Raw genomic sequence first — 20,241 nt, 5'->3', positions numbered from 1 at the left:
TCGACCATGAGCGCCCCGACCGGGAGGTCGGGGCGCCTGCTCGCGTTCAAAATCCATCGAACCGGTCGCCTCGGCCCGGCTCCCGGCATCGGTAGCCGATGAAGCAATCCGCCATATCGCGGGTGGGCGCGTAGGCGGGGATGGTGATCTCAGTGACCTCGCATGCGCCACGGTCGCGCACGAAGCGATCGTAGGTCGATCCACCTGTCCCGAGGACGATGCCCCGGCTCCGTGACACGACGGCTCTCGCCTCTGGGCAGGTCATGTCGAGGGTGGATGGCCGCTGTGCCATGGCGGGCCAACTGATGCCGAGGACGGTACACATAACGCAGACGAAACGGGAAACCTTCAACACAGCCCAACGCCCCTCGTCTTCCACCGCACGGAAACGCGGTCTCACCGAGGTAACTCCAAGCCGATCAGCCAGGTTTCGGTAGAGGATTCAGAGGTCGCCGAAGACGAGTTGCCCCTGTGGGCTCTGCCTGCGGCGCGCAGCGACCGGACCCTCCTTGCGAACCGGAGGTTTTGGTGCGGGACGGTGCTGTTTCGGCTCGCCGCGCATACGGGCTTTCGCTTTGTCGCGGGCCACGGCTTCTGGTGCGTTCGGGTTGTCGCTCAGCCATTTGCCGCGCTTGATCACCTCGTTGACCCGCCCCTGGTTCACGCCGACCTTGAAGGCGATCTCCTGCTGGGTCATTCCCGTGGAGGCGTGGAGATCAAGGATGGCTCGCGCCAGATCCGGCGTCATCTTCTGCCCCGTGAGGCGTCGTGCCGGCTTGATCGTGCGGGTCGCCCGGTCGCGTTCGCGCAGACGCTGGAGCAGGGCGAGCGCCATGTTCATGCCCTGCTCGCGCAGGGCCTCCTCGAATTCCTTCAACGTCGCCATCGTCGGCTTCCTCGCTGCCGTCGCAGCCGAACCATTGGACCGGCCCGTCAACGAGAGAACGGTCGGGCATGCGCCAAGGTTGCGACGGATGCTCTCGCTAGATTGAACAGGGTTGGGCCGACATCGCGGCAATGACAACCGGGTGAAGATTTCATCCACCGCTAATGCATCGTCAGTCGCTCGAGGTAGCATCGATCCTCTGACACCCGTCGTCACATGCGACGGGCTCATCCTTACCCTTACAGGCCCGCCCTTGGCGGAAAGCCCGAGCTTCGGCTAAACCGCGCGGCACACGCGGCTTTCGAGGACGCCTCCCCAATGATCAGTCCGATCCTTTCCGTCGCCCGCGACGGATCAGCGCCCGGCGTCCCCTCTCTTGTCGAAGCTCTGGAGAGCGGCTCGGTCCTCGTCTTCCACGATGAAGACTTCCCCTTCAACGATTTCGAGAAGCGCTTCGTCGAGCGACCCTTTGCCGACGGCAAGGCCAAGAACGTCAACATCCGCGGCAAGGAGGCCTCACTGAGAGGGGCAGCCGGAACGCCGGAGGAGCAGGAGGCCCTGCGCCAGCTTCTCATCCGCTACAAAGCCTTCGCCCAGGGGCTGATCGACCGCCATCTGCCGGCCTATACCGGCAAGATCACGCTGGCCGGCACCTCCTACCGCCCGTTCGAGGTGGACCAGCGCAAGCTCAGCTGGCGCCGGGACGATACACGCCTGCATGTGGACGCCTTTCCGTCGAACCCGATCGGCGAGAAGCGCATCCTTCGCATCTTCCGCAACATCAACCCGAACGGGCAGCCCCGCCTGTGGCGGGTGGGCGAGGATTTCGGCTCGATGGCCGAGAAGTTCTTGCCGCGCCTGCCCGGCTACTCGCCCTCGTCGGCGCGGCTGCTGGCGGCACTGCGTATCACCAAGGCGCGCCGCTCCGAATACGACCATCTGATGCTGCATCTCCACGATGCACTGAAGCAGGACATAGAGTACCAGCAGAAGGGTCCCCAGGCCGACGTGCAGTTCGCCCCGGGCCAGACCTGGGTGACGTTCTCGGACCTTGTCATGCATGGCGCCATGGGCGGCCGCTACATGTTGGAACAGACGGCCTACCTGCCCGTGACGAGCCAGGCGGATCCGGAGCGCAGCCCGCAGCGGATCCTCGCCAAGAAGCTCGGGCGCAAACTCCGTTAAGATCACCCCCACCACAGAGACCGGGTTTAGGACCACGCCATGATCCTCGAGATTGCACAGATCGACATCAAATCCGGCATGGAGGCTGATTTCGAAGCGAACCTCGCCAAAGCATCCGAGATCTTCAAGGTCGCCAAGGGCTGCAAGAGCTTCGCCGTGCGCCGTTCCGTGGAGAAACCCCAGCGCTACCGGCTGCTAATCGAGTGGGAGACGCTCGCCGACCATACCGAACTCTTCACCGGGTCGCAGGCGTGGAAGGATTATCGTGCGATGGTCTCTCCGTTCTTCGAAGGACCGCCCAGCGTCGAGCATACGGAGCTCACCCTCCAGGCGTTCTGACGCCCGGATTGCCGGATAAGCATTTCGATGCGGCTGTCGAGGAGCGCCTAGGGCTTCACGCGGCATCCAGCGAAAGACCCATCAACCTCGGCGCACCGTCGTGACATCGCCGAAAACGTCCTTGGCGTCGCTCCGATCGGCGTGCCGCGATGCTACCACTCTGCCAGGGCGCAGACCCATATCAGCGGTACCTGAGTGCAACGGGAGAACGGCGGGCGAATCCGGTTGCATCACGCTCCCAGGCCTTGCTCTTGGAGGGCGTACAAACCAACCTGTGCGGCATGCAGCTGAAACCTACGCAACTCGCCGTAGCGTTCGGTTAGGATTAAAAATTCTTTCGTGGATCACACCGCTGCCGTGCGGCTTCAGCGAAGACGGTCCGATACGGTCTTGAGCGTACTTTCGATGGACCATGCGTGGCGGGTGAGGTCGCGCCGTGCGCAGGCACTGGCCTGCAGGAAGTCCGGCAAGAGCGCCGACGAGCGGGGTCCACATTCGGCGACGGCCGAGAGAAGCAGGAAGGCAAGCGGCCCGAGTGTCAGGATCAGCTTGAGACCGACATAGGCTCGGCCGAAGACGCCACGCCGCCGTCGAGGAGAAGACTTTTCGGAGTGCGGCGGGTCGATGCGACGCAACGGCACGCTCCGCTCGGTTGGCTGACCAGAAGCTTCGTCGTCGGCCTGGGGAAAATGCGCGTCTCGGAACCGTTCGAGCTTGCTCGGAGCCATCTCTCTCGTCTCGACCGCAGGTCTCGCCACAGTCGGCCGTCTTTCGTAAGGATTCGATGATCGGGTTTGGATGAAATGAATCCTTCCACACCCTGGCGCGCGATTCGGGCGAAGCCTTCGCCACGGTGACAGCCGACCGTGGACTGCTTACTGAGGGAAACCGTCCTCGATAGAGGCGGCTTCATCCGTAGCGTCCTTGCACAGGCGTCCATCGCCCATGATCCAGCGCCCCCTCCGCATCGGCACCCGCGGTAGCCCAATGGCTCTCGCACAGACGGGAATGGTCCGCGATAAGATCGTGGCGGCTAATCCGGGGCTGGAGACAGAGTTGGTGGTGGTCAACACGGTGGCCGACCGCATCCTCGACCGACCGCTCTCCGAGATCGGCGGCAAGGGACTGTTCACGAAGGAACTCGAACAGGCCCTTTTCGCCGACGTGGTCGATGTGGCCGTACATTCGATGAAGGATGTCGAGACCTGGTTGCCCGAAGGGCTGGTCATCGCCTGCATCCTGGAACGGGACGATCCGCGCGATGCCTTCCTCTCCGCGCAAGCGGAGGGTTTTGCCGGCCTTGCGCCGGGCGCCCGCGTCGGCACGTCCTCCCTGCGCCGAGCCGCTCAGGTCCTCATGCGCCGCCCGGACCTGCGCATCGTCCCCATGCGCGGCAACGCCAATACCCGGATGCGCAAGCTTCAGGAGGGCACCTGCGAGGCGACGCTCCTGGCCCTTTGCGGCCTCGAACGCCTTGGTATGGCCGACATGGCACGGAGCGTCCTGGCCGTGGACGAAATGCTCCCCGCCGTGGCGCAGGGCGCACTCGGCATCGAATGCCGGGAGGCGGATTCCGACGTTCGTGCGTTGCTCGCCCCTCTTCGATCCGCCACGGCCACGTCCGAACTCGACGCCGAGCGCGGGCTCCTGGCGGAACTCGATGGATCGTGCCGCACACCCATCGCGGCCCTGGCGCGGATCGACGGCGACGTGCTGACCCTCGACGGTCTGTTGTTCCTGCCTGACGGCAGCGCCCATTGGGCGGTCCGCCGTAGGGGCACGGTATCGGACGCCGCTCGGATCGGACAGGATGCCGGAGCCGAACTGAAACGCGCAGCCGGCGACACCTACGCCAAACATCTGCAATAAGCGGTCTCCCGCTCCAACGGCATCAATGCCGATCCGGGGTAGGCGCGGCAACTTCGCGCGTTGCGGATAGGAGAGGAACGGTTAATCGCTCATCGGCTACGGTAAGGGTACAGTCCTATACTCTTTGCGGTTCGGGGATACAGATGGATGAGGTCTGCGCCCACCCGTCGTCCCGCTCACCGGTGCTGATCCATCTCGACGGGGATACCCCAGGACGGGAAGAGATCACGGTTGAGCGCCGCGAGGATGCACAAGTGATCGCGGCCCTCCAGGCCCGTATCGAGGACCAGGCCCGCTTCATCGACGCCCAGGCCCTGTCTCTTGCCCACAGCCGTAAGATCTTCGAACGCGCCTCGGCCGTGGCCAGGATCGGAGTGTGGGAATGCCGCCTCGAAGACGAGGCACTGACCTGGACCGATGCCGTCTACCGGATGTTCGACCTGCCGGTGGGCTCCGCGGTGGACCGCGAAACGACCCTGGGCTGCTACAGCCCGGAGTCACGCGTCCGCCTCGACACACTTCGGAGCGAGGCCATCGCCGAGCGTGGCGGCTTTACCCTGGACGCCGAGATCGTAACGGCTTTGGGCAACCGACGCTGGATCCGCCTGACCGCTACGGTGGAATGCGAGGGAGGAATACCGGTCCGCATCTTCGGCATGAAGCAGGACATCACCGAGGAGAAGATTCTCGCCGACCGGACCCGCTATCTCGCGGAGTTCGATACCCTGACGGGCCTGCCCAACCGCACAAGCTTCTACGGCCGCCTCACCCGGATGGACCGACTGGGAGCCCTGCTGCTCCTCGACCTCGACGGCTTCAAACAGGTCAACGACCTTCATGGCCACATGGCCGGCGATGCCTGTCTCGCCGAGGTGGGGCGCCGCCTCAAAGAGACGTGCCGTCACACGGAATTCGTCGCACGCATCGGGGGTGACGAGTTCGGGGTCGTCGTCGGCGCCACCATCGGCACACAGGGCCTCGCGACCCTGGCGAAACGGATCATCGCCGCCATGGTGCCGCCCATCGCCTGGGGGCAGGGGACCTTCACGATCGGCGTCTCCATCGGCATCGCCACGATGGTGAGCCACAGTCCGGAGGACCTCTTCGCAGAGGCCGACATGGCCCTCTATGCGGCCAAGGCGGATGGGCGCGGGACATTCCGCCTAGCCCCTCCGGCGAAATGACGGCGACCGTCTCACGCCGATGCGTGGTGCGATACCAGAGCGGGGGATAGGCCGCGCTCCGCCGCCATCATCCGGGCAAGGGCGACGATCTCGCGGATCTGAAACGGCTTGCGGACCGAGAGGCTTCCTCGAAGTGGCCTGCGATCGAAATAGGCATTCGTCGACGCATAGATGACCGGGCGGTCAGGACGAACCTCGCGGAAGGCGCGAGCCACCGTCCATCCGTCGATCAATCCCGGGAGATTGATATCGGTCAGCAACCAGTCGAAATCGGCACCACGCGTTCTAAGAAGCGTCAGAGCGTCTTCGCCACTGGACGCCGCGACGGCCGTGAGGCCGGCACGCTCGCACTGGATCGTCAACATATCCAGCAGGAGGAAATTGTCCTCGACGATCAGAACGTTCGGTGCGCCACTCATGCCGGCTGTCGACCCTTTCATACATCAACAAATAACTGCATTAATGGTTAAGCTTCCATCAATGGTCGCGTCGATTCGGAGATCGTCGGCGACATGGACGGTGGGTCGTTCAAATACCCTTCGACGATGCGTGAGGCAGCGGTGGAGCACACGTCCGACAAGGGGAGAGGGACGGTCTGCGACGAGGCAACGCTCGCCGAACTCGAGGTTCTTCTCGGGCACGACCATCTGAAACGGCTTCTGTCCCTGCTCGTCGTCGAGATCCGCGTCCGCTTTCCCGCCGGGAACGACGATCGGGCCACTATCGCGCAGGATGCCCATGCTCTGTTGGCATCGAGCGGGTCTCTCGGTTTTCTCGACCTTTCGCGGTGCTGTTCGGTCATCGAACAGGCCTGCCTGAAGGGCGACGACATCGCCATCCCGCTGCAGGAAGGGCGGATCGCCGCCGACCGCGCGCTGACCGCCCTCGCCGTCTTGGGCGCGCGCGAATGATGGCCATCGTGCTCCTTGAGAAGCTCATGGCACGAACCCGTTGCGCCGAAGGCACACCCGCCAAGAGTGCGGAGCGCGCGGCTTATCCGTCGCGTGACTGCCGCATTTGAGGTGCGACACGGATCGTTGCGCAGGTCACGAGGCCATTCTGGGAAATCGAGGTGCCGAGCGTCACATACGGCGACTGGAATTCGGCCTTTGAAACACCCCGTCAAGGTTGACGGAACCTTCGCTTAACCCGCTCGACCTACACAGGTCGCACCACCGAACGGCCCCGTGGGGACGTCCCGGAACCGGACGCCCCGCCCGAGGAGAGCAAGACCATGTCCATGACCGCGCGCTTTCGCGTGTTTCCGCTCGCGGCAGCCCTTTGCGCCGCGCTCAGTGTCGCTGCCTGCACCAACGACAAGGATCTCGCCGACGCCTCGGGTTTTGCAGGCGGCGCCAATACGCCGGGCAGCGCTCAAGACTTCGTCGTCAATATCGGCGACCGCGTCTTCTTCGAATCGGATTCGACCGACTTGACGCCGACTGCCACCGCCACCCTCGACAAACAGGCTCAGTGGTTGCAGCGCTACCCTCGCTACACATTCCTTGTCGAAGGCCATGCCGACGAGCGCGGCACCCGCGAGTACAACTTCTCGCTCGGCGAGCGCCGGGCTCAATCCGTCAAGGACTACCTGTCCTCGCGTGGACTCGCCGCCGGAAGGATGCGGACGGTCTCCTACGGCAAGGAGCGCCCGGTCGCCGTGTGTAACGACATCTCCTGCTGGTCTCAGAACCGCCGCGCCGTAACCGTCCTCGACCGGGGCGCCGGCTCCTGAAGGCGAAGGTGACCTTCGCAGGCGTGGCCCTTTTTTTGCCGCGTCCCGGCACATCTGCTATCGGCGGGGCGCTGCCGATGCATCCCCGTCCGATCCGATCACAGGTGCCGATTCCCATGCTCCGCCGCCTGCTTCTCACGGCCACGTTTCTCGCATTCCTCGCCCCTCTGACCGCCGTCGGTCCGGCGGCGGCTCAGGATGCGTCGGAGTTCGTCGTTCGCCTGAACCGCATCGAGAACCAGTCTCGCCAGATGGCGGGTCAGATCGAGACGCTGCAATACGAGAATCGCCAGCTCAAGGAACAGCTTCGCAAGTTCCAGGAGGACGTCGAATACCGGCTGCAGGAAGGCAAGAGTGGCGGTGGAAAGCCTACCGCCCCTCCGTCCGGCACCAATCCCGGACAAGCCAAGCAGCAGAAGCGCAGCGATGCCTTCGACCCGGAGCAGAATCCGGGCCGTCCCGGCGGGCCGATGCAGCTCGGCACGACCATCCCCTCCGCCGCCATCGCCGCTGCGCCGTCGTCACGGGGCCCGAGTGTACCGCCCACCGTGGTCGATGCCGATGACGAGGAGCCTGGCCTGTCTCCTCCCGGCCTGGGCGGCCCCGTCGACCTCACGCCCCCCTCACGCGTGCCCACAACCGGCACGCTGCCGAGCCCGGCACGCCCGATGACCAGCGTGGCCGCGACCACGACGGGGGACGCACGTGCGGATTACGAGACGGCCTACGGTTACATCGCCGGACGGCATTACGAACAGGCGGAGATGAGCCTGCGCCAGTTCATTCAGTCGCATCCGCGCGACGCGCAGGTGCCGTCGGCGACCTACTGGCTCGGTGAGAGCTACCTCCAGCGAAACCGCAACCGCGAGGCGGCCGAGCAGTTCCTGAAGGTCTCCACGGATTACGCGCGCTCGCCCCAGGCGCCGGACGCGATGCTGAAGCTAGGGATCTCGCTGAATGCCCTCGGCGCTCGCGAACAGGCCTGCGCGACCCTCGCGGAACTGGAACGCAAATTTCCTTCCGCCGCACAGGGTGTCCGCCAAAGCGTGGTCCGCGAGCAGAAACGCGCACGCTGCGCCGCTTGAACGCCGCTCCATCGAGTGACGGCATCGATGCGACGCTCGCCGTCGCGCTAATGCCGTATCTCAGGTCCAGCCGCCTTCTCATCGCCGTCTCCGGCGGACCGGATTCCACCGCGTTGATGCATGCGGCCGCCCGGCTCGGTTCGGCGCATCCGATCCAGGTGGCAACGGTGGATCATCGCCTCCGAGCAGAAGGAGGCGACGAGGCCCGGAGCGTCGGTCTCACCGCCAGGGCACTCGGTCTGAGCCATCACATCTTGACCTGGGACGGCGACAAGCCGAGCCGTGGTATTCAAGCCGCCGCCCGTCACGCGCGCTACACCCTCCTCGCGGAATGCGCGGGCCGGGTCGGTGCCGATACCATTCTCACCGGTCATACCGCCGACGATCAGGCGGAGACCGTGCTGATGCGGCTTCTCGCCGGAAGCGGTCCGGGGGGGCTCGCCGGGATGCGGCGCGAACGCGACCTCGCGCCGGGAATGCGCCTAGCGAGGCCCTTCCTCGATATCCCGAAGGCGGACCTCGTCGCCTACTGCGCTGCCCATGGGCTGGTTTCCGCGCGCGATCCCTCGAATGTGGATGAGCGCTTCGCGCGCGCGCGCCTGCGCCGCCTCATGCCCGATCTCGCGGCGGAAGGCCTCAGCCCCGAGCGGCTCCGCCGCCTCGCCGCCCGCATGGCTCGCGACGAAGACGCGTTACGCGACGCCGCCTGCGCCGCCTTCACCGCACTCCGCATCACCGCAGATGCCGTCGTATTGGATGCCCCTCCGCTGGCGGCTTTGCCGGATGCGATCCTCATCCGCGTTGTCGGACTCGCATTGCACGAGGCTGGCGGGGGAGGGGCTATTCGCCTCGAACGCCTGGAACGTCTCGTCGTCGACGGTCTCCGGCCGGCCCTCGTTGCAGGCACCGCCATGCGGAGGACCCTTCGCGGCATCCTCGTCGATCTGAACGCGGAGGGCGTCCTCTCCTTACGCACAGCCCCGCCCCGGCGGTCTCCATCTTAGGGGCGCGCTCACCTTTCCCCTGACTGGCTTGCCGCAGGCTGGCCCGATTTACTTGGCAAGGGGGGCGGCACTGCCTACATTGCCGACATGCATCCGCGTGATCCGTCCACCAAACGCGGGACCGGACGCCCCCAGGGATTGATCGATGAACCCGAACTTCCGCAACTTTGCCTTGTGGGTCGTCATCTTCCTGCTCGTGCTGGCGCTCGTCACCTTGTTCCAGAATCCGGGACATCGCGGCGGCGGCAGTGAGATCGCCTATAGCCAGCTTCTGAACGATGCCGATTCCGGCAAGATCCAGACGGTGGTGATCTCCGGGCAGGACGTGAGCGGTACCTATGTCGGTGGTGGCAATTTCACCTCCTACGCGCCCAACGATCCTAACCTGGTGTCCAAGCTTCAGAGCAAGGGCGTGCAGATCACAGCGCGTCCCCCCTCGGACAACACGCCCTGGTTCATTCAGCTGCTCGTGAGCTGGCTGCCCATCCTCGTCTTCATCGGCGCCTGGATCTTCCTGAGTCGCCAGATGCAGTCGGGTGCCGGACGCGCCATGGGCTTTGGGAAGTCGAAGGCCAAGCTTCTTACCGAGGCGTCGGGCCGCGTGAGCTTCGACGACGTCGCCGGCGTCGAGGAAGCCAAGGAAGACCTGCAGGAGATCGTTGAGTTCCTGCGCGATCCCCAGAAGTTCCAGCGTCTCGGCGGCCGCATTCCGCGCGGTGTGCTCCTCGTCGGCCCTCCTGGCACGGGTAAGACCCTCATTGCCCGTGCAGTGGCGGGCGAGGCCAACGTGCCGTTCTTCACGATCTCGGGCTCCGACTTCGTCGAGATGTTCGTCGGCGTCGGCGCGTCGCGTGTCCGCGACATGTTCGAGCAGGCGAAGAAGAACGCACCCTGCATCATCTTCATCGACGAGATCGACGCAGTGGGCCGCCATCGCGGTGCCGGCCTGGGCGGTGGCAACGACGAACGCGAGCAGACCCTGAACCAGCTCCTCGTGGAGATGGACGGGTTCGAGGCCAACGAGGGCGTGATCATCATCGCGGCCACGAACCGCCCTGACGTGCTCGACCCCGCCCTACTGCGTCCGGGTCGGTTCGATCGTCAGATCATGGTGCCGAATCCCGACGTCGTCGGCCGTGAGCGCATCCTGCGTGTCCACGTCCGCAAGGTGCCCTTGGCACCGGATGTCGACCTCAAGGTCATCGCGCGCGGCACCCCGGGCTTCTCCGGCGCCGACCTGATGAACCTTGTCAACGAATCCGCTCTCCTCGCGGCCCGTCGTGGCAAGCGAATCGTCACGATGCACGAGTTCGAAGACGCCAAGGACAAGGTGATGATGGGTGCTGAGCGGCGCACTCTGGTCATGACCGAGGATGAGAAGCGGCTCACCGCCTATCACGAGGGCGGTCATGCCATCGTCGCCTTCAACGTGCCGGCCACCGATCCCGTCCACAAGGCGACGATCATTCCGCGCGGCCGGGCGCTCGGCATGGTCATGCAGCTGCCGGAACGCGACAAGCTGTCCATGAGCTTCGAGCAGATGACCTCGCGTCTTGCCATCATGATGGGCGGCCGCATCGCCGAGGAGATGACCTTTGGTGCAGACAAGGTGACTTCGGGCGCCCAGTCGGACATCGAGCAGGCGACCCGTCTCGCTCGCATGATGGTGACCCGGTGGGGCTTCTCTCCTGAGCTCGGTACCGTGGCCTACGGCGAGAACAACGACGAGGTCTTCCTCGGCATGTCCATGGGCCGTCAGCAGACGGTTTCCGAGGCCACCGCCCAGAAGATCGACGCCGAGGTCCGCCGTCTCGTCGAGACCGGCCTCGAGGAAGCCCGTCGAATCCTCGGAGAGCACAAGGACGATCTCGAAGCGCTCGCCCAGGGGCTCCTCGAATACGAAACCCTTTCGGGGGACGAAATCAAGAACCTGATCGCAGGAAAGCCGCCGATCCGCGATGCGGGCGATGGACCGGCGCCTATTCGCGGTTCTTCCGTCCCCTCCGCTGGTCGCGGCCGTCCGCGGGACAGCGAGGGTGGGCTGGAGCCCCAACCGCAGGCGTGACGCCCGCGTGATCACTCTACGAAGATAACAAAGCGGCGAGGGCGACCTCGCCGCTTTTCTTTTGGTTGCCAAAGCCCAATCCGGACGGCATCGCGGATCGACCATATGGCGAGGCGCGGGTCGGCCGTGTCCATCGTCGCGATAAGGCGCCACTATCGATGCACGAAGCGGCACAGGACGCGATCGGTGAACTGACTGATCCGGAACACCGTCTCGTCGAGGCCGGCCGTGCAGGCGACATCCTGAGGCTCGCCCCCGGGGAGGCCATCCGCGCCAGCGTGATCCGGGCTCTCGTCTGCGCCGAGAGAACGGACTGGCCCGTGGCTCCCGAGGGCGTGCGGCTCGTCGGCGGCCGTGTCTTGGGCCTCCTTGCCTGTGCCGACCGCTACCTTGTCAGACCGCTCTGGATCGACGATGCGGAGATCCCGGACGGCATCGACATCAGCAACAGCCATACGCGGACATTGTCTTTCGAGAAGAGCCGCATCGGTAACGGCTTGTCGGCTCAAGGCGTGACAATTGCCGGACCGCTCTTCATCTCGCATGCCACCTTCACCGGCACCTGCGATATCAGCGGAGCCTCGATCGCCAGCACATTCACGGCAGACGGAGCCGTGTTCGATCACCCCAATGGAGATGCGATCAACGCCCAGCGCAGTTCCATGGCTGGGTCTTTCCTCAATCATGCGGCGGTGAAGGGAGGGTGCCGCTTCCTCGGTGCGACGATCCGAGGGCAATTCGTCGCCGTGGGTGCGGTCTTCGACAACCCCGCCGGCGATGCCATTGATGTGCAGGACATCACGGTAGCGGGGATCTTCCTCGATGGCGCGACCATCATGGGCACCTGCCACCTCGTCAGCGCTCACATTGCCGCGCAGTTTGCCGCCGAGGGGGCGACATTCCACCAACCGAACGGTACCGCCATCAATGCCCAGGGCAGCCGTATCGGCAGCGTCATCCTGCGCGGCGGAGTCGGACCTGACAACGTCCCCATTCCCAGCACGATCAACGGCGGCCTCAATTTCAGCCGCGCAACCGTGGAGCATCATTTCGAGATCAGCGGAGGCACTCTGACGGGTGGCCCGTCCGGTGCGCTCGATGGGCGCGGCATCGAGACGAAGGGACGATTCATCATAGGGCGCGACGCCTATGTCACCGGTGCGATCCTGCTCTCGGGGGTCGAGATTCGCGGCTCCCTCGATCTCTCCGGCAGCCACATCCTGTCAAGCGCGATTGCCCAGGACACTTACGGCGAATCTGCGCATGGGGTGGCGAGCGTTGAAGACGATCCCTTGCGCTTCGTTGCCCTTGATCTGAGCGAATCCAATATTTCGCACCTTATCATGCCGGATGCCACAGACATGCGGTATCCGGGATGCGGACGCCCGCGCGGAATCGTCGATCTCTCCCGGCTGAAGGTGGGCACCTATGTGGATTTTGCCTCCGCCTGGCCAGTTCCTGTGCCCCTCCGCCGTAGTCTCGGTCCTGACAGGTTTCGCGATGCGAAGGATCGCGACGCCGATCACCTCATCTTAGACGGGTTCGAATACCAGCATCTAGACAATCCAGACGGCGACGCAGTGCCCTCGCTGCCGACGCATACGGCGAGGCAGCGCTGGCTCCGCGGGCAATCCCGCGACGATCTCTTCACCCGGCTTCGCCCGCAACCTTGGCGCCATCTCGCCAAGGTGCTGGCGAGCCAGGGTTACGAAGAGGATGCTCACCGCATCGCAATCGCCCGCCGCGTGGCCGAACGGCACGCGCGTGAAACCGGGTGGTTCCTGCGCTGCATCAACTGGCTGCTGCACGTCCTGGCCGATTATGGGTTCAATCCGTGGAAGGCCGTGGGCTGGTCGGTTGTGGTCATCGTGGTCTGGGCCGCCGTCTATACCGGCGCTGCCTTCGAGTCGTGCAAAGCGGGGCCACGTCTCTGCCAGGACGGAGAGATCTTCGTCCGAACGGCGGCGGCCGATTTCGTGCCCGGCGTCACGAGCAGCGACGAGGCGAGGGATAAGCTCGTCAACCTCTACCCGGCCTTCGATCCGCTGGCCTATTCGTTCGATACCTTCATGCCGCTCTTCGATGCCGGCACGGACCGGTTTTGGCGGGTGAACACGGCGACCTGGCGAGGGGTGGCGCTCTATTATTTCAGCATCGCAGAGCAGATCGAGGGCGCCGTCCTCGTTTCCCTGATCATTACCGGCTTCACCGGCCTCCTCACCCGCGACGAAGCTTGACCGAACTGGGACGGAGCACCATTCGTTTGCCATGCTTCGATACCATTCAGCGAAACGAAACCGGCTATGACGGGCCGTGACGATCAGGATTGAAGAACGTGCGTAAGTATTTCGGCACAGACGGCATCCGGGGCCGCGCCAATGGGGTGATCACTCCTGAACTCGCTCTCAAGGTAGGGCAGGCGGCGGGATTGGTGTTCCAGCGGGGCGATCACCGCCACAGGGTCGTGATCGGCAAGGACACCCGCTTGTCCGGCTACATGATCGAGACGGCTCTCGTCGCGGGGTTCACATCGGTGGGCATGGACGTGATGCTGCTCGGCCCGATGCCGACGCCGGCCGTGGCCATGCTCACCCCCTCCATGCGCGCCGATCTCGGGGTCATGATCTCCGCCTCGCACAATCCGTTCGAGGACAATGGCATCAAGCTGTTCGGCCCGGACGGATTCAAACTGAACGACGATGTCGAGCGCGCCATCGAAGCCTTGATCGACGGGGAGCTGCACAAGAAGCTTGCCGGCCCGCGCGATCTCGGCCGCGCCAAGCGGATCGAGAGCGTGCACGCCCGCTACATCGAATTCGCCAAGCGCACGCTGCCCCGCAACGTCACCCTCGACGGCCTGCGGGTGGTGGTCGATTGCGCCAACGGCGCGGCCTACCGCGTCGCGCCGGAAACTCTCTGGGAGCTCGGCGCAGAAGTGATCGCCATCGGTGTCGACCCCGACGGCTTCAACATCAACCACGATGTCGGCTCGACGGCACCTGCGGCCCTTGCCGCCAAGGTGCGGGAGTTGCGGGCGGATATCGGCATTGCCCTCGATGGCGACGCGGACCGTGTTCTCATCGTCGATGAGAAGGGCCAGTCGGTGGATGGCGACCAGTTGATGGCCGTCGTGGCGCGGTCCTGGAAGGACGACGACCGGCTGACCCAGCCCGGCATCGTCGCAACGATCATGTCCAATCTCGGCCTCGAGAGGTTCCTCGGCGGGATCGGCCTCGGCCTCGCTCGCACGGCGGTCGGTGATCGCTACGTCCTCGAGCACATGCGTGAGCACGGCTACAATCTCGGCGGCGAGCAGTCGGGGCACATCATCATGTCGGATTACGCCACCACCGGGGACGGTCTCGTAGCGGCACTCCAGCTTCTGAGCGTGGTCAAGCGCCAGGAGCGGCCGGTGAGCGAAGTCTGCCATTGTTTCGACCCGCTGCCGCAGATCCTCAAGAACGTGCGCTACCGCTCCGGCGCGCCGCTGCAGCAGGATGCGGTCGTCACCGCCATCGCCCATGGCCGCGAGCGTCTCGGTGAGACCGGCCGCGTCGTCATCAGGCCCTCAGGCACGGAGCCGGTCATTCGCGTGATGGCAGAGGGCGATGACCGTAGCCTCGTCACGGAAGTGGTGGACGATATCGTTGACGCCGTTGCCAAGGCCGCGGCCTAATCACGCAACGCCTCCGGCGCGAGGTAGCGCCATGCCGTGAGGAGAGCGCTTCTGAGCGTCTCCTCATCCGCTCCATCCAGGGACAGGTTGGTCCAGCCACGCCGCCCCCAGGCGCCGGGAACGGGGTCGAACAGGTCCGGCTCCGCCTCGACCAAGAGCGCCTGATGCTCGGCCGGAAATTTGAGAACGACGCGTTCGTCGTCGATCCAGAGGGTGGCGAAGATCCGCCCGCCGATGCGAAAATCCGGATGGCCCATATGGGCGCCTTCCTCCACGCCGGGCAGCATTAGCGCCAGGGCGCGCACGTCTTCAGGACGCATCGATTTCTCCGCCTCATGACTCGCGACAACCAGGGAAACGCAGCGCGAATGCAAGTCCTGCGACGCGTCGATATCGTCTGCAAGTTGCAGTAGGGCTTTGGACTCTAACGGTTCGGAAAGGCTAACGTTTAACGTTAAGCGCGATTTAACTCATCCGACGGATGATGGGGTCGTCATCCAGGCTGGTGCTCCCACACTTCAGCCGAACGATCGAGTTGAAGGATCCATTATGCGCCGTTCCAAGCTTTCTGCCTTGGCGCGCTCGATCACGCTCCTTGCGAGCGTGGGAGCGCCATGCCTCGCGCAGGCCGCCGACTTGCTTCCCACTTTACCGCCCGAGCCGCTGCCCCCGCCGGTCGAGATCGGCGGGGCGTGGTATCTGCGCGGCGACGCCGGTGCCGGTATTCTGGGCGAAGGCCACACCGTCGCGAAGGACGTCACCATCCCTCCGATCCCGTACAAGTACAATGTCCTCAAGGATTATCTGGGCAACCAGGCGTTCGTGGGCGCGGGTATCGGCTATCAGGCCAATTCCTGGCTTCGCTTCGATTTCACCGGCGAGTACCGCTCGGAAGCGAAATGGATTTTCTATGCGGCCGAGACTCCGAGCGGCGGCATCAATCGCACGTCCGGGAAGTTCTCCTCAGTGGTCGGCATGGCCAACGGCTACGTCGATCTCGGCACATATTACGGCGTCACCCCGTTCGTGGGCGCAGGTGTCGGCTTTGCCCACCACATGTTCGGCGGCGTGACCGACAACGGCCAAGGCCTTTATCAGGGCGGCTTTGGCTCGGGTCCGGAGAAGCAGAAGCTCAGTTTCGCTTGGGCGGCCCATGCCGGTCTCGGCTATTCCATTACGCCGAACCTCAAGCTCGAGCTCGCCTATCGCTATCTCAACATGGGTTCGGCGCAGACCGGCACGATCACCTGCGACGCGCCGCCCTTCTGCAAAACGGATTACCACCTGAAGGACATCGCCTCGCATGACGTGAAGGTCGGCATGCGCTGGATCCTCGGCGGCGCCGTTGCTCCGGCGGTCGAGTATCAGCCGATGCCGGAACCGATCGTCCGTAAATACTGAATTTATCAATGACACCACGAAGACGGCGCGGATCGGTACCCGCGCCGTCTTCGTTCGTGCGCGCACGACCGCCGGGTTAACGCCGCCGCAATTTGTCTTTTCCAGCTGACGCGCCGTTAGGGTTAAGGCGATCATAACCTTTTAAATTCATCATCTTGGTCAGTCGACCCCCTCGCCGGCATGCATCCGTAACATGCGCTTTCCGGCCGATGCCTCCGTGAGGACCATGATGACTCCGCCCCGCCCATACCGTACCGCAGCCCTCGCTGCGATCCTCGCTGGACTGGCGATTGGCACTGCCGCGCCGACCCTCGCCGCGGACCTCCTGCCGCCGCCGCCACCTCCGCCGGCTCCCGCCCCGGTCCAGATCGGCAGCGGTTGGTACCTGCGCGCAGATTTCACCGAGAGCTATTTCGATCACCCCAAGGACGCGACGCTGGTCGAACCGGGCACGCCGCCCCTGGTGCGGCTGCGCCTGAGCCATCAGCCCGGCTATGGCGGCGGCATCGGCTACCGCTTCAACAACTGGCTGCGCATGGACGCCACCATCGACCAGCGCCTGCCCAGCCGCTTCAGCACCTACTCGTCGGGCTCGAACTTCGCGAACGGGTACAACGTCGAAGCCGGCAAGCTCGACGTGCTGACGGCTCTCGTGAACGTCTATGCGGATCTCGGTACCTGGTGGGGGCTTACCCCTTACATCGGCGGCGGCATCGGTATCGCTCAGAAGGACTTCCGCAACGCCTATACCCAGACGACCTGCACCGTTCCCGTGCTCTGTGACGGAAGCCCGGTGGTTGGCCCTCGCCCCGCTGCCGCGCGTCGCAACGGTTCGGTCACCTCCCTGGCCTGGGCGCTGACCGGAGGCGTCTCCTACGAGATCGGCGCAGGCTTCGCGATCGACGCGAACTATCGTTACGTCAATCTCGGCCGCGCCAAGACTGGCCTCGACGATTTCGGCTTCGGCACACGCCTGAAGGACATCTCGGCCAACGAGGTCCGCGTCGGACTGCGCTACAGTTTCGCCGGCGGTGCCGCCGCCTTCGGGGGCGGCGGTTACGGTGGCGGCAATCCCTACGAGTAGGGCAGGGCGCGGCGCGCCGGGACCTTCGGGCGTCTTACACATACACGCTTAAAGCCCGCCCGGCCCGCGCCGTGCGGGCTTTCTCGTCGTGCGACCACGAGAATAGACCTTGCCGTAATTCATTGAATCCGACCGCAACGGACCATTAAGGTTACTGTATTAGAAACGACGCAAGGTTCGGAAAGAACAATCGGGCTGCAGCCCTGAGGACGACCTCGATGCGTACCGTCACCCTTGCACTCCTCACCGGCGTTGCCCTCGTTTGCCATTCAGCAGCCCACGCTGCCGACCTTGACTATGGCGTGTTGCGAGGCCCGGATTACGAGACGGCCTCGGCCGAGATTGATTGGAACGGTGGCTATTTCGGTGGCCATGCCGGATACACCACGACGTCGCTGAATTTCGGATCCTCCGGTCAATCGGATCTTGCGCAGATCCTTCGCAGCACGGCTATCGAGAGCGAGTATCGCATCTCGGGAAGCAATACTCTGAAACCTGCTCGGCCCCACGATGTCGGGATTGGAGGCTTTGCCGGCTACAACTATCAATTCGACGAGGCAGTCATTGGCCTGGAGGTCGATTATACCAGCGTCAATCAGAAAGGACGATCGGAGGACAGCCTCACCCGGCGCGTGATGCTCAGCAACGGAACCTATGATATTTACAGGATTTCCACCGCCGCGCATGCCAGCCTTCAGGATTATGCGACGATACGCATGCGAGCGGGTTATCCGATGGGAGCATTTCTGCCCTTCGTGACAGCCGGGTTGGCGATAGGTCGAGCCGTAGTCGGCAATGACGTGAGCGTCGATCTCAGGGAATATTCGGACATCAATCGAACGAATCTGGTTGGCGGCCTGAGCGAAAGCGGCGGCACCACCAAAGAGAAATACAGCCTTGGATATGCGCTTGGTATCGGCGGGGATTACCTGCTTACACAAAACATATTCGTACGCGGTGAGTACCAATATCTGCAGTTCGCGAAATTCGGAGACGTGAAATTAAACGTCAATACTGTTCGTGGCGCGGTCGGCATCAAGTTCTAATTTTCCCCTGAAACCGGAGTCTACTCAAGACACCTGGCCGCTTGTCCCATCCTCACTCCGAGAGATTGCGCCATGCTACGATCTACGATCGTCGTCGGCATTGCGGCTATCGCGTTCGTCTCTGGGCCGAATGCCGATACGGGAGACCGACTATCCTGCGTCCATGTAGGACATGGTTACCTCACGGATGTTGATCGCCATCGCAGCCTTCCGCCGTCGCAGATTCCCTATCGCGACCATTGCTACCGACCAGCACCGCGCATTGCGCGGACCATCTACCAGCCGCCGGTCGTCCTTGGTCTCGTTCCCACACACAACCCCAACGCACCGGTCTACAACGAACCTCCACCGCGCTTTTCCCACGACTGACCGGCGTCAGCTTTCGAGCTCGCTGTCCCAGTACAGGTAGTCCAGCCAGGTGTGGTGGTATTCGCGGTGATCGAATTCCGGCTGGCGACGATGGAGTTCATGCCGCGTCGGCCGGTGAGGTTCATGCAGGAGCGGCATCTCCGCTTCCGCCGGAGTGCGGTTCGCCTTGCGCAGGTTGCAGGGTGAGCAGGCGGCTACGACATTCTCCCAGCTCGACAATCCGCCGCGCGAACGCGGAATGACGTGGTCGAAGGTCAGCCCGCCCGAGGGCATCCGAAGTCCGCAATACTGACAGGAGAAGGTGTCGCGCAGGTAGATGTTGTAGCGCGTGAAGGCCGGACTGCGCGCCAGGGTCACGTAGTTCTTGAGGGCGACGACGCTCGGGACCCGCAGGGCGCGGCTCGGCGAGCGGGCCTCGACATCGTAGCTGGCCACCAGTGTGACCCTGTCGAGGAACAGGGCGGTGAAAGCGTCCTTCCAGGACCATAAGGACAGCGGATTATACGAAAGCGGCCGGTAATCCGCGTTGAGGACGAGCGTTTGGAGATCCAGCATGGCGCTACTCTCTTGACGGATCGACGAAGGGACGACGCAACGCGTTACGGCGCGGCATCGTCCCCGGATGATGAAAGATCGGTGGTCCCGGCAGTTCGGTCTTCGACTTTGGCATCCGGGGAACAAATCTCGGTCGCCGGACCGGCACAGGATGCGAAGAGAACAGATGATCGGGGAGGGTGGACCGGCCTGGGCTTAGCCAAAAGCGGTCGTATCGGGCGGGAACGCCCGGTTCGTGGCGAGGCACATCAACATGGACGGCCAACGCCACCTCCTCGCGTCGATACGAAAAGGCTCTGTCCATTGCGCGGTAGTCTAATATCAGCATGACACGCTTGTGAAGGTTGCCCGGTCGATCCCCGACGTCGCGGCCCACAATCTTTCGGGCCGCCTCAGCGAATGATGTGTCTGCGGCACCCTTTCGCCCCATTGATCGGCCATCCGACGATCCGACTTTTGACCCGCGGCCGCTTGCGGCGTGTGAGGTGCCTTCGCTGGCGCTCCCGTGATGGCCACGGCCCTTGCCGGATACGGGGCCTGCAAAGTGCCTTCCCCACGCGCCGGGGTCCGCCTGCCGACGCCAGAGGGGCGGGCGTTCTGAGCCGATGAAAGGAACGACATGGAACTGGGATTCATGAAGGGCAGAATGCGACATGCAGCGCTCCTTGCCGCGTGGATGGGTGCTTCCCTACTGAATCCCCTTCCGGTTCTGGCCCAGGCGGCGCCCGCCGCCCCCGCGCAGACGGAGCCGGCAAAGC

Annotated in this window: 20 protein-coding genes; 14 read left to right on the top strand and 6 right to left on the bottom strand. The window is 64.1% G+C overall.

The window, feature by feature from the left end:
- Nucleotides 1-46 precede the first annotated feature (46 nt).
- Nucleotides 47-325: a hypothetical protein gene (locus tag FV220_RS12810; protein ID WP_147831814.1), complete on the bottom strand. Its 279-nt coding sequence runs from the start codon at nucleotides 323-325 to the stop codon at nucleotides 47-49.
- A gap of 117 nt (nucleotides 326-442) precedes the next feature.
- Nucleotides 443-886 carry a hypothetical protein gene (locus FV220_RS12805; protein ID WP_056252685.1) on the bottom strand — a complete coding sequence of 148 codons (444 nt, stop codon included), beginning with the start codon at nucleotides 884-886 and terminating at the stop codon, nucleotides 443-445.
- A 318-nt stretch (nucleotides 887-1,204) separates the two neighbouring features.
- On the opposite strand from FV220_RS12805, the gene FV220_RS12800 reads away from it, so the two are divergent.
- Nucleotides 1,205-2,071: a Kdo hydroxylase family protein gene (locus FV220_RS12800; protein ID WP_147831798.1), complete on the top strand. Its 867-nt coding sequence runs from the start codon at nucleotides 1,205-1,207 to the stop codon at nucleotides 2,069-2,071.
- Between the two features lie 39 nt (nucleotides 2,072-2,110).
- Nucleotides 2,111-2,410 (top strand): antibiotic biosynthesis monooxygenase family protein, encoded by a 300-nt coding sequence (locus tag FV220_RS12795; protein WP_147831796.1) that lies wholly within the window; start codon nucleotides 2,111-2,113, stop codon nucleotides 2,408-2,410.
- 365 nt (nucleotides 2,411-2,775) lie between these two features.
- Here the strand turns inward: FV220_RS12795 and FV220_RS12790 are convergent, their stop codons facing one another.
- Nucleotides 2,776-3,051 carry a hypothetical protein gene (locus tag FV220_RS12790; RefSeq protein WP_244973505.1) on the bottom strand — a complete coding sequence of 92 codons (276 nt, stop codon included), beginning with the start codon at nucleotides 3,049-3,051 and terminating at the stop codon, nucleotides 2,776-2,778.
- Between the two features lie 304 nt (nucleotides 3,052-3,355).
- Here FV220_RS12790 and hemC point away from each other — a divergent pair, with 304 nt between their 5' ends.
- Both hemC and FV220_RS12780 read left to right on the top strand, forming a co-directional pair.
- A complete protein-coding gene (gene hemC, locus FV220_RS12785) occupies nucleotides 3,356-4,279 on the top strand; it encodes a hydroxymethylbilane synthase (RefSeq protein ID WP_147831792.1) in 924 nt (307 codons plus the stop codon).
- 143 nt (nucleotides 4,280-4,422) lie between these two features.
- Nucleotides 4,423-5,463, top strand: coding sequence for a diguanylate cyclase (locus tag FV220_RS12780; protein WP_210322685.1), 1,041 nt, complete (start codon nucleotides 4,423-4,425; stop codon nucleotides 5,461-5,463).
- Nucleotides 5,464-5,474: 11 nt separating this feature from the next.
- On the opposite strand, the gene FV220_RS12775 is transcribed toward FV220_RS12780, so the two are convergent.
- Nucleotides 5,475-5,882 carry a response regulator gene (locus FV220_RS12775; RefSeq protein WP_056144682.1) on the bottom strand — a complete coding sequence of 136 codons (408 nt, stop codon included), beginning with the start codon at nucleotides 5,880-5,882 and terminating at the stop codon, nucleotides 5,475-5,477.
- Between the two features lie 93 nt (nucleotides 5,883-5,975).
- On the opposite strand from FV220_RS12775, the gene FV220_RS12770 reads away from it, so the two are divergent.
- The 7 genes from FV220_RS12770 to glmM all read left to right on the top strand — a co-directional run bounded on the left by FV220_RS12770 (nucleotide 5,976) and on the right by glmM (nucleotide 15,028).
- A complete protein-coding gene (locus FV220_RS12770) occupies nucleotides 5,976-6,374 on the top strand; it encodes an Hpt domain-containing protein (RefSeq protein ID WP_018043034.1) in 399 nt (132 codons plus the stop codon).
- 323 nt (nucleotides 6,375-6,697) lie between these two features.
- Nucleotides 6,698-7,198 (top strand): peptidoglycan-associated lipoprotein Pal, encoded by a 501-nt coding sequence (pal, locus tag FV220_RS12765; protein ID WP_018043035.1) that lies wholly within the window; start codon nucleotides 6,698-6,700, stop codon nucleotides 7,196-7,198.
- Nucleotides 7,199-7,314: 116 nt separating this feature from the next.
- Nucleotides 7,315-8,283: a tol-pal system protein YbgF gene (ybgF, locus tag FV220_RS12760; RefSeq protein WP_056144685.1), complete on the top strand. Its 969-nt coding sequence runs from the start codon at nucleotides 7,315-7,317 to the stop codon at nucleotides 8,281-8,283.
- Nucleotides 8,280-9,287 carry a tRNA lysidine(34) synthetase TilS gene (tilS, locus tag FV220_RS12755; protein WP_147831790.1) on the top strand — a complete coding sequence of 336 codons (1,008 nt, stop codon included), beginning with the start codon at nucleotides 8,280-8,282 and terminating at the stop codon, nucleotides 9,285-9,287. The genes ybgF and tilS overlap by 4 nt, the downstream gene beginning before the upstream one ends.
- 145 nt (nucleotides 9,288-9,432) lie before the next feature.
- The gene (ftsH, locus tag FV220_RS12750) at nucleotides 9,433-11,352 is read left to right on the top strand and encodes an ATP-dependent zinc metalloprotease FtsH (protein ID WP_018043038.1); all 1,920 of its coding nucleotides are present in this window, start codon (nucleotides 9,433-9,435) and stop codon (nucleotides 11,350-11,352) included.
- Between the two features lie 335 nt (nucleotides 11,353-11,687).
- Complete coding sequence (locus FV220_RS12745) at nucleotides 11,688-13,589, top strand: hypothetical protein (RefSeq protein ID WP_246689450.1); 1,902 nt, start codon at nucleotides 11,688-11,690, stop codon at nucleotides 13,587-13,589.
- Between the two features lie 98 nt (nucleotides 13,590-13,687).
- Complete coding sequence (gene glmM / locus FV220_RS12740) at nucleotides 13,688-15,028, top strand: phosphoglucosamine mutase (protein ID WP_026175800.1); 1,341 nt, start codon at nucleotides 13,688-13,690, stop codon at nucleotides 15,026-15,028.
- Here the strand turns inward: glmM and FV220_RS12735 are convergent.
- Nucleotides 15,025-15,348: an MmcQ/YjbR family DNA-binding protein gene (locus FV220_RS12735; RefSeq protein ID WP_056141395.1), complete on the bottom strand. Its 324-nt coding sequence runs from the start codon at nucleotides 15,346-15,348 to the stop codon at nucleotides 15,025-15,027. The two genes, glmM and FV220_RS12735, sit on opposite strands and share 4 nt — an antisense overlap.
- A 229-nt stretch (nucleotides 15,349-15,577) precedes the next feature.
- Here FV220_RS12735 and FV220_RS12730 point away from each other — a divergent pair, with 229 nt between their 5' ends.
- From FV220_RS12730 to FV220_RS12720, 3 genes are all read left to right on the top strand, one after another.
- Nucleotides 15,578-16,429 carry an outer membrane beta-barrel protein gene (locus FV220_RS12730; protein WP_056141398.1) on the top strand — a complete coding sequence of 284 codons (852 nt, stop codon included), beginning with the start codon at nucleotides 15,578-15,580 and terminating at the stop codon, nucleotides 16,427-16,429.
- Between the two features lie 226 nt (nucleotides 16,430-16,655).
- Nucleotides 16,656-17,513, top strand: a complete 858-nt coding sequence (locus tag FV220_RS12725; RefSeq protein ID WP_147831786.1) for an outer membrane beta-barrel protein — start codon at nucleotides 16,656-16,658, stop codon at nucleotides 17,511-17,513.
- A gap of 218 nt (nucleotides 17,514-17,731) precedes the next feature.
- On the top strand, nucleotides 17,732-18,559 hold the full coding sequence (locus tag FV220_RS12720) for an outer membrane beta-barrel protein (RefSeq protein ID WP_147831784.1): 828 nt from the start codon (nucleotides 17,732-17,734) through the stop codon (nucleotides 18,557-18,559).
- Nucleotides 18,560-18,934: 375 nt separating this feature from the next.
- On the opposite strand, the gene FV220_RS12715 is transcribed toward FV220_RS12720, so the two are convergent.
- Complete coding sequence (locus FV220_RS12715; protein WP_018043045.1) at nucleotides 18,935-19,483, bottom strand: HNH endonuclease; 549 nt, start codon at nucleotides 19,481-19,483, stop codon at nucleotides 18,935-18,937.
- Between the last annotated feature and the right edge of the window lie 758 nt (nucleotides 19,484-20,241).

The organism is Methylobacterium sp. WL19 (assembly GCF_008040005.1).
Lineage (GTDB): Bacteria > Pseudomonadota > Alphaproteobacteria > Rhizobiales > Beijerinckiaceae > Methylobacterium > Methylobacterium bullatum.
This window is presented reverse-complemented; position numbering and strand designations above follow the sequence as displayed.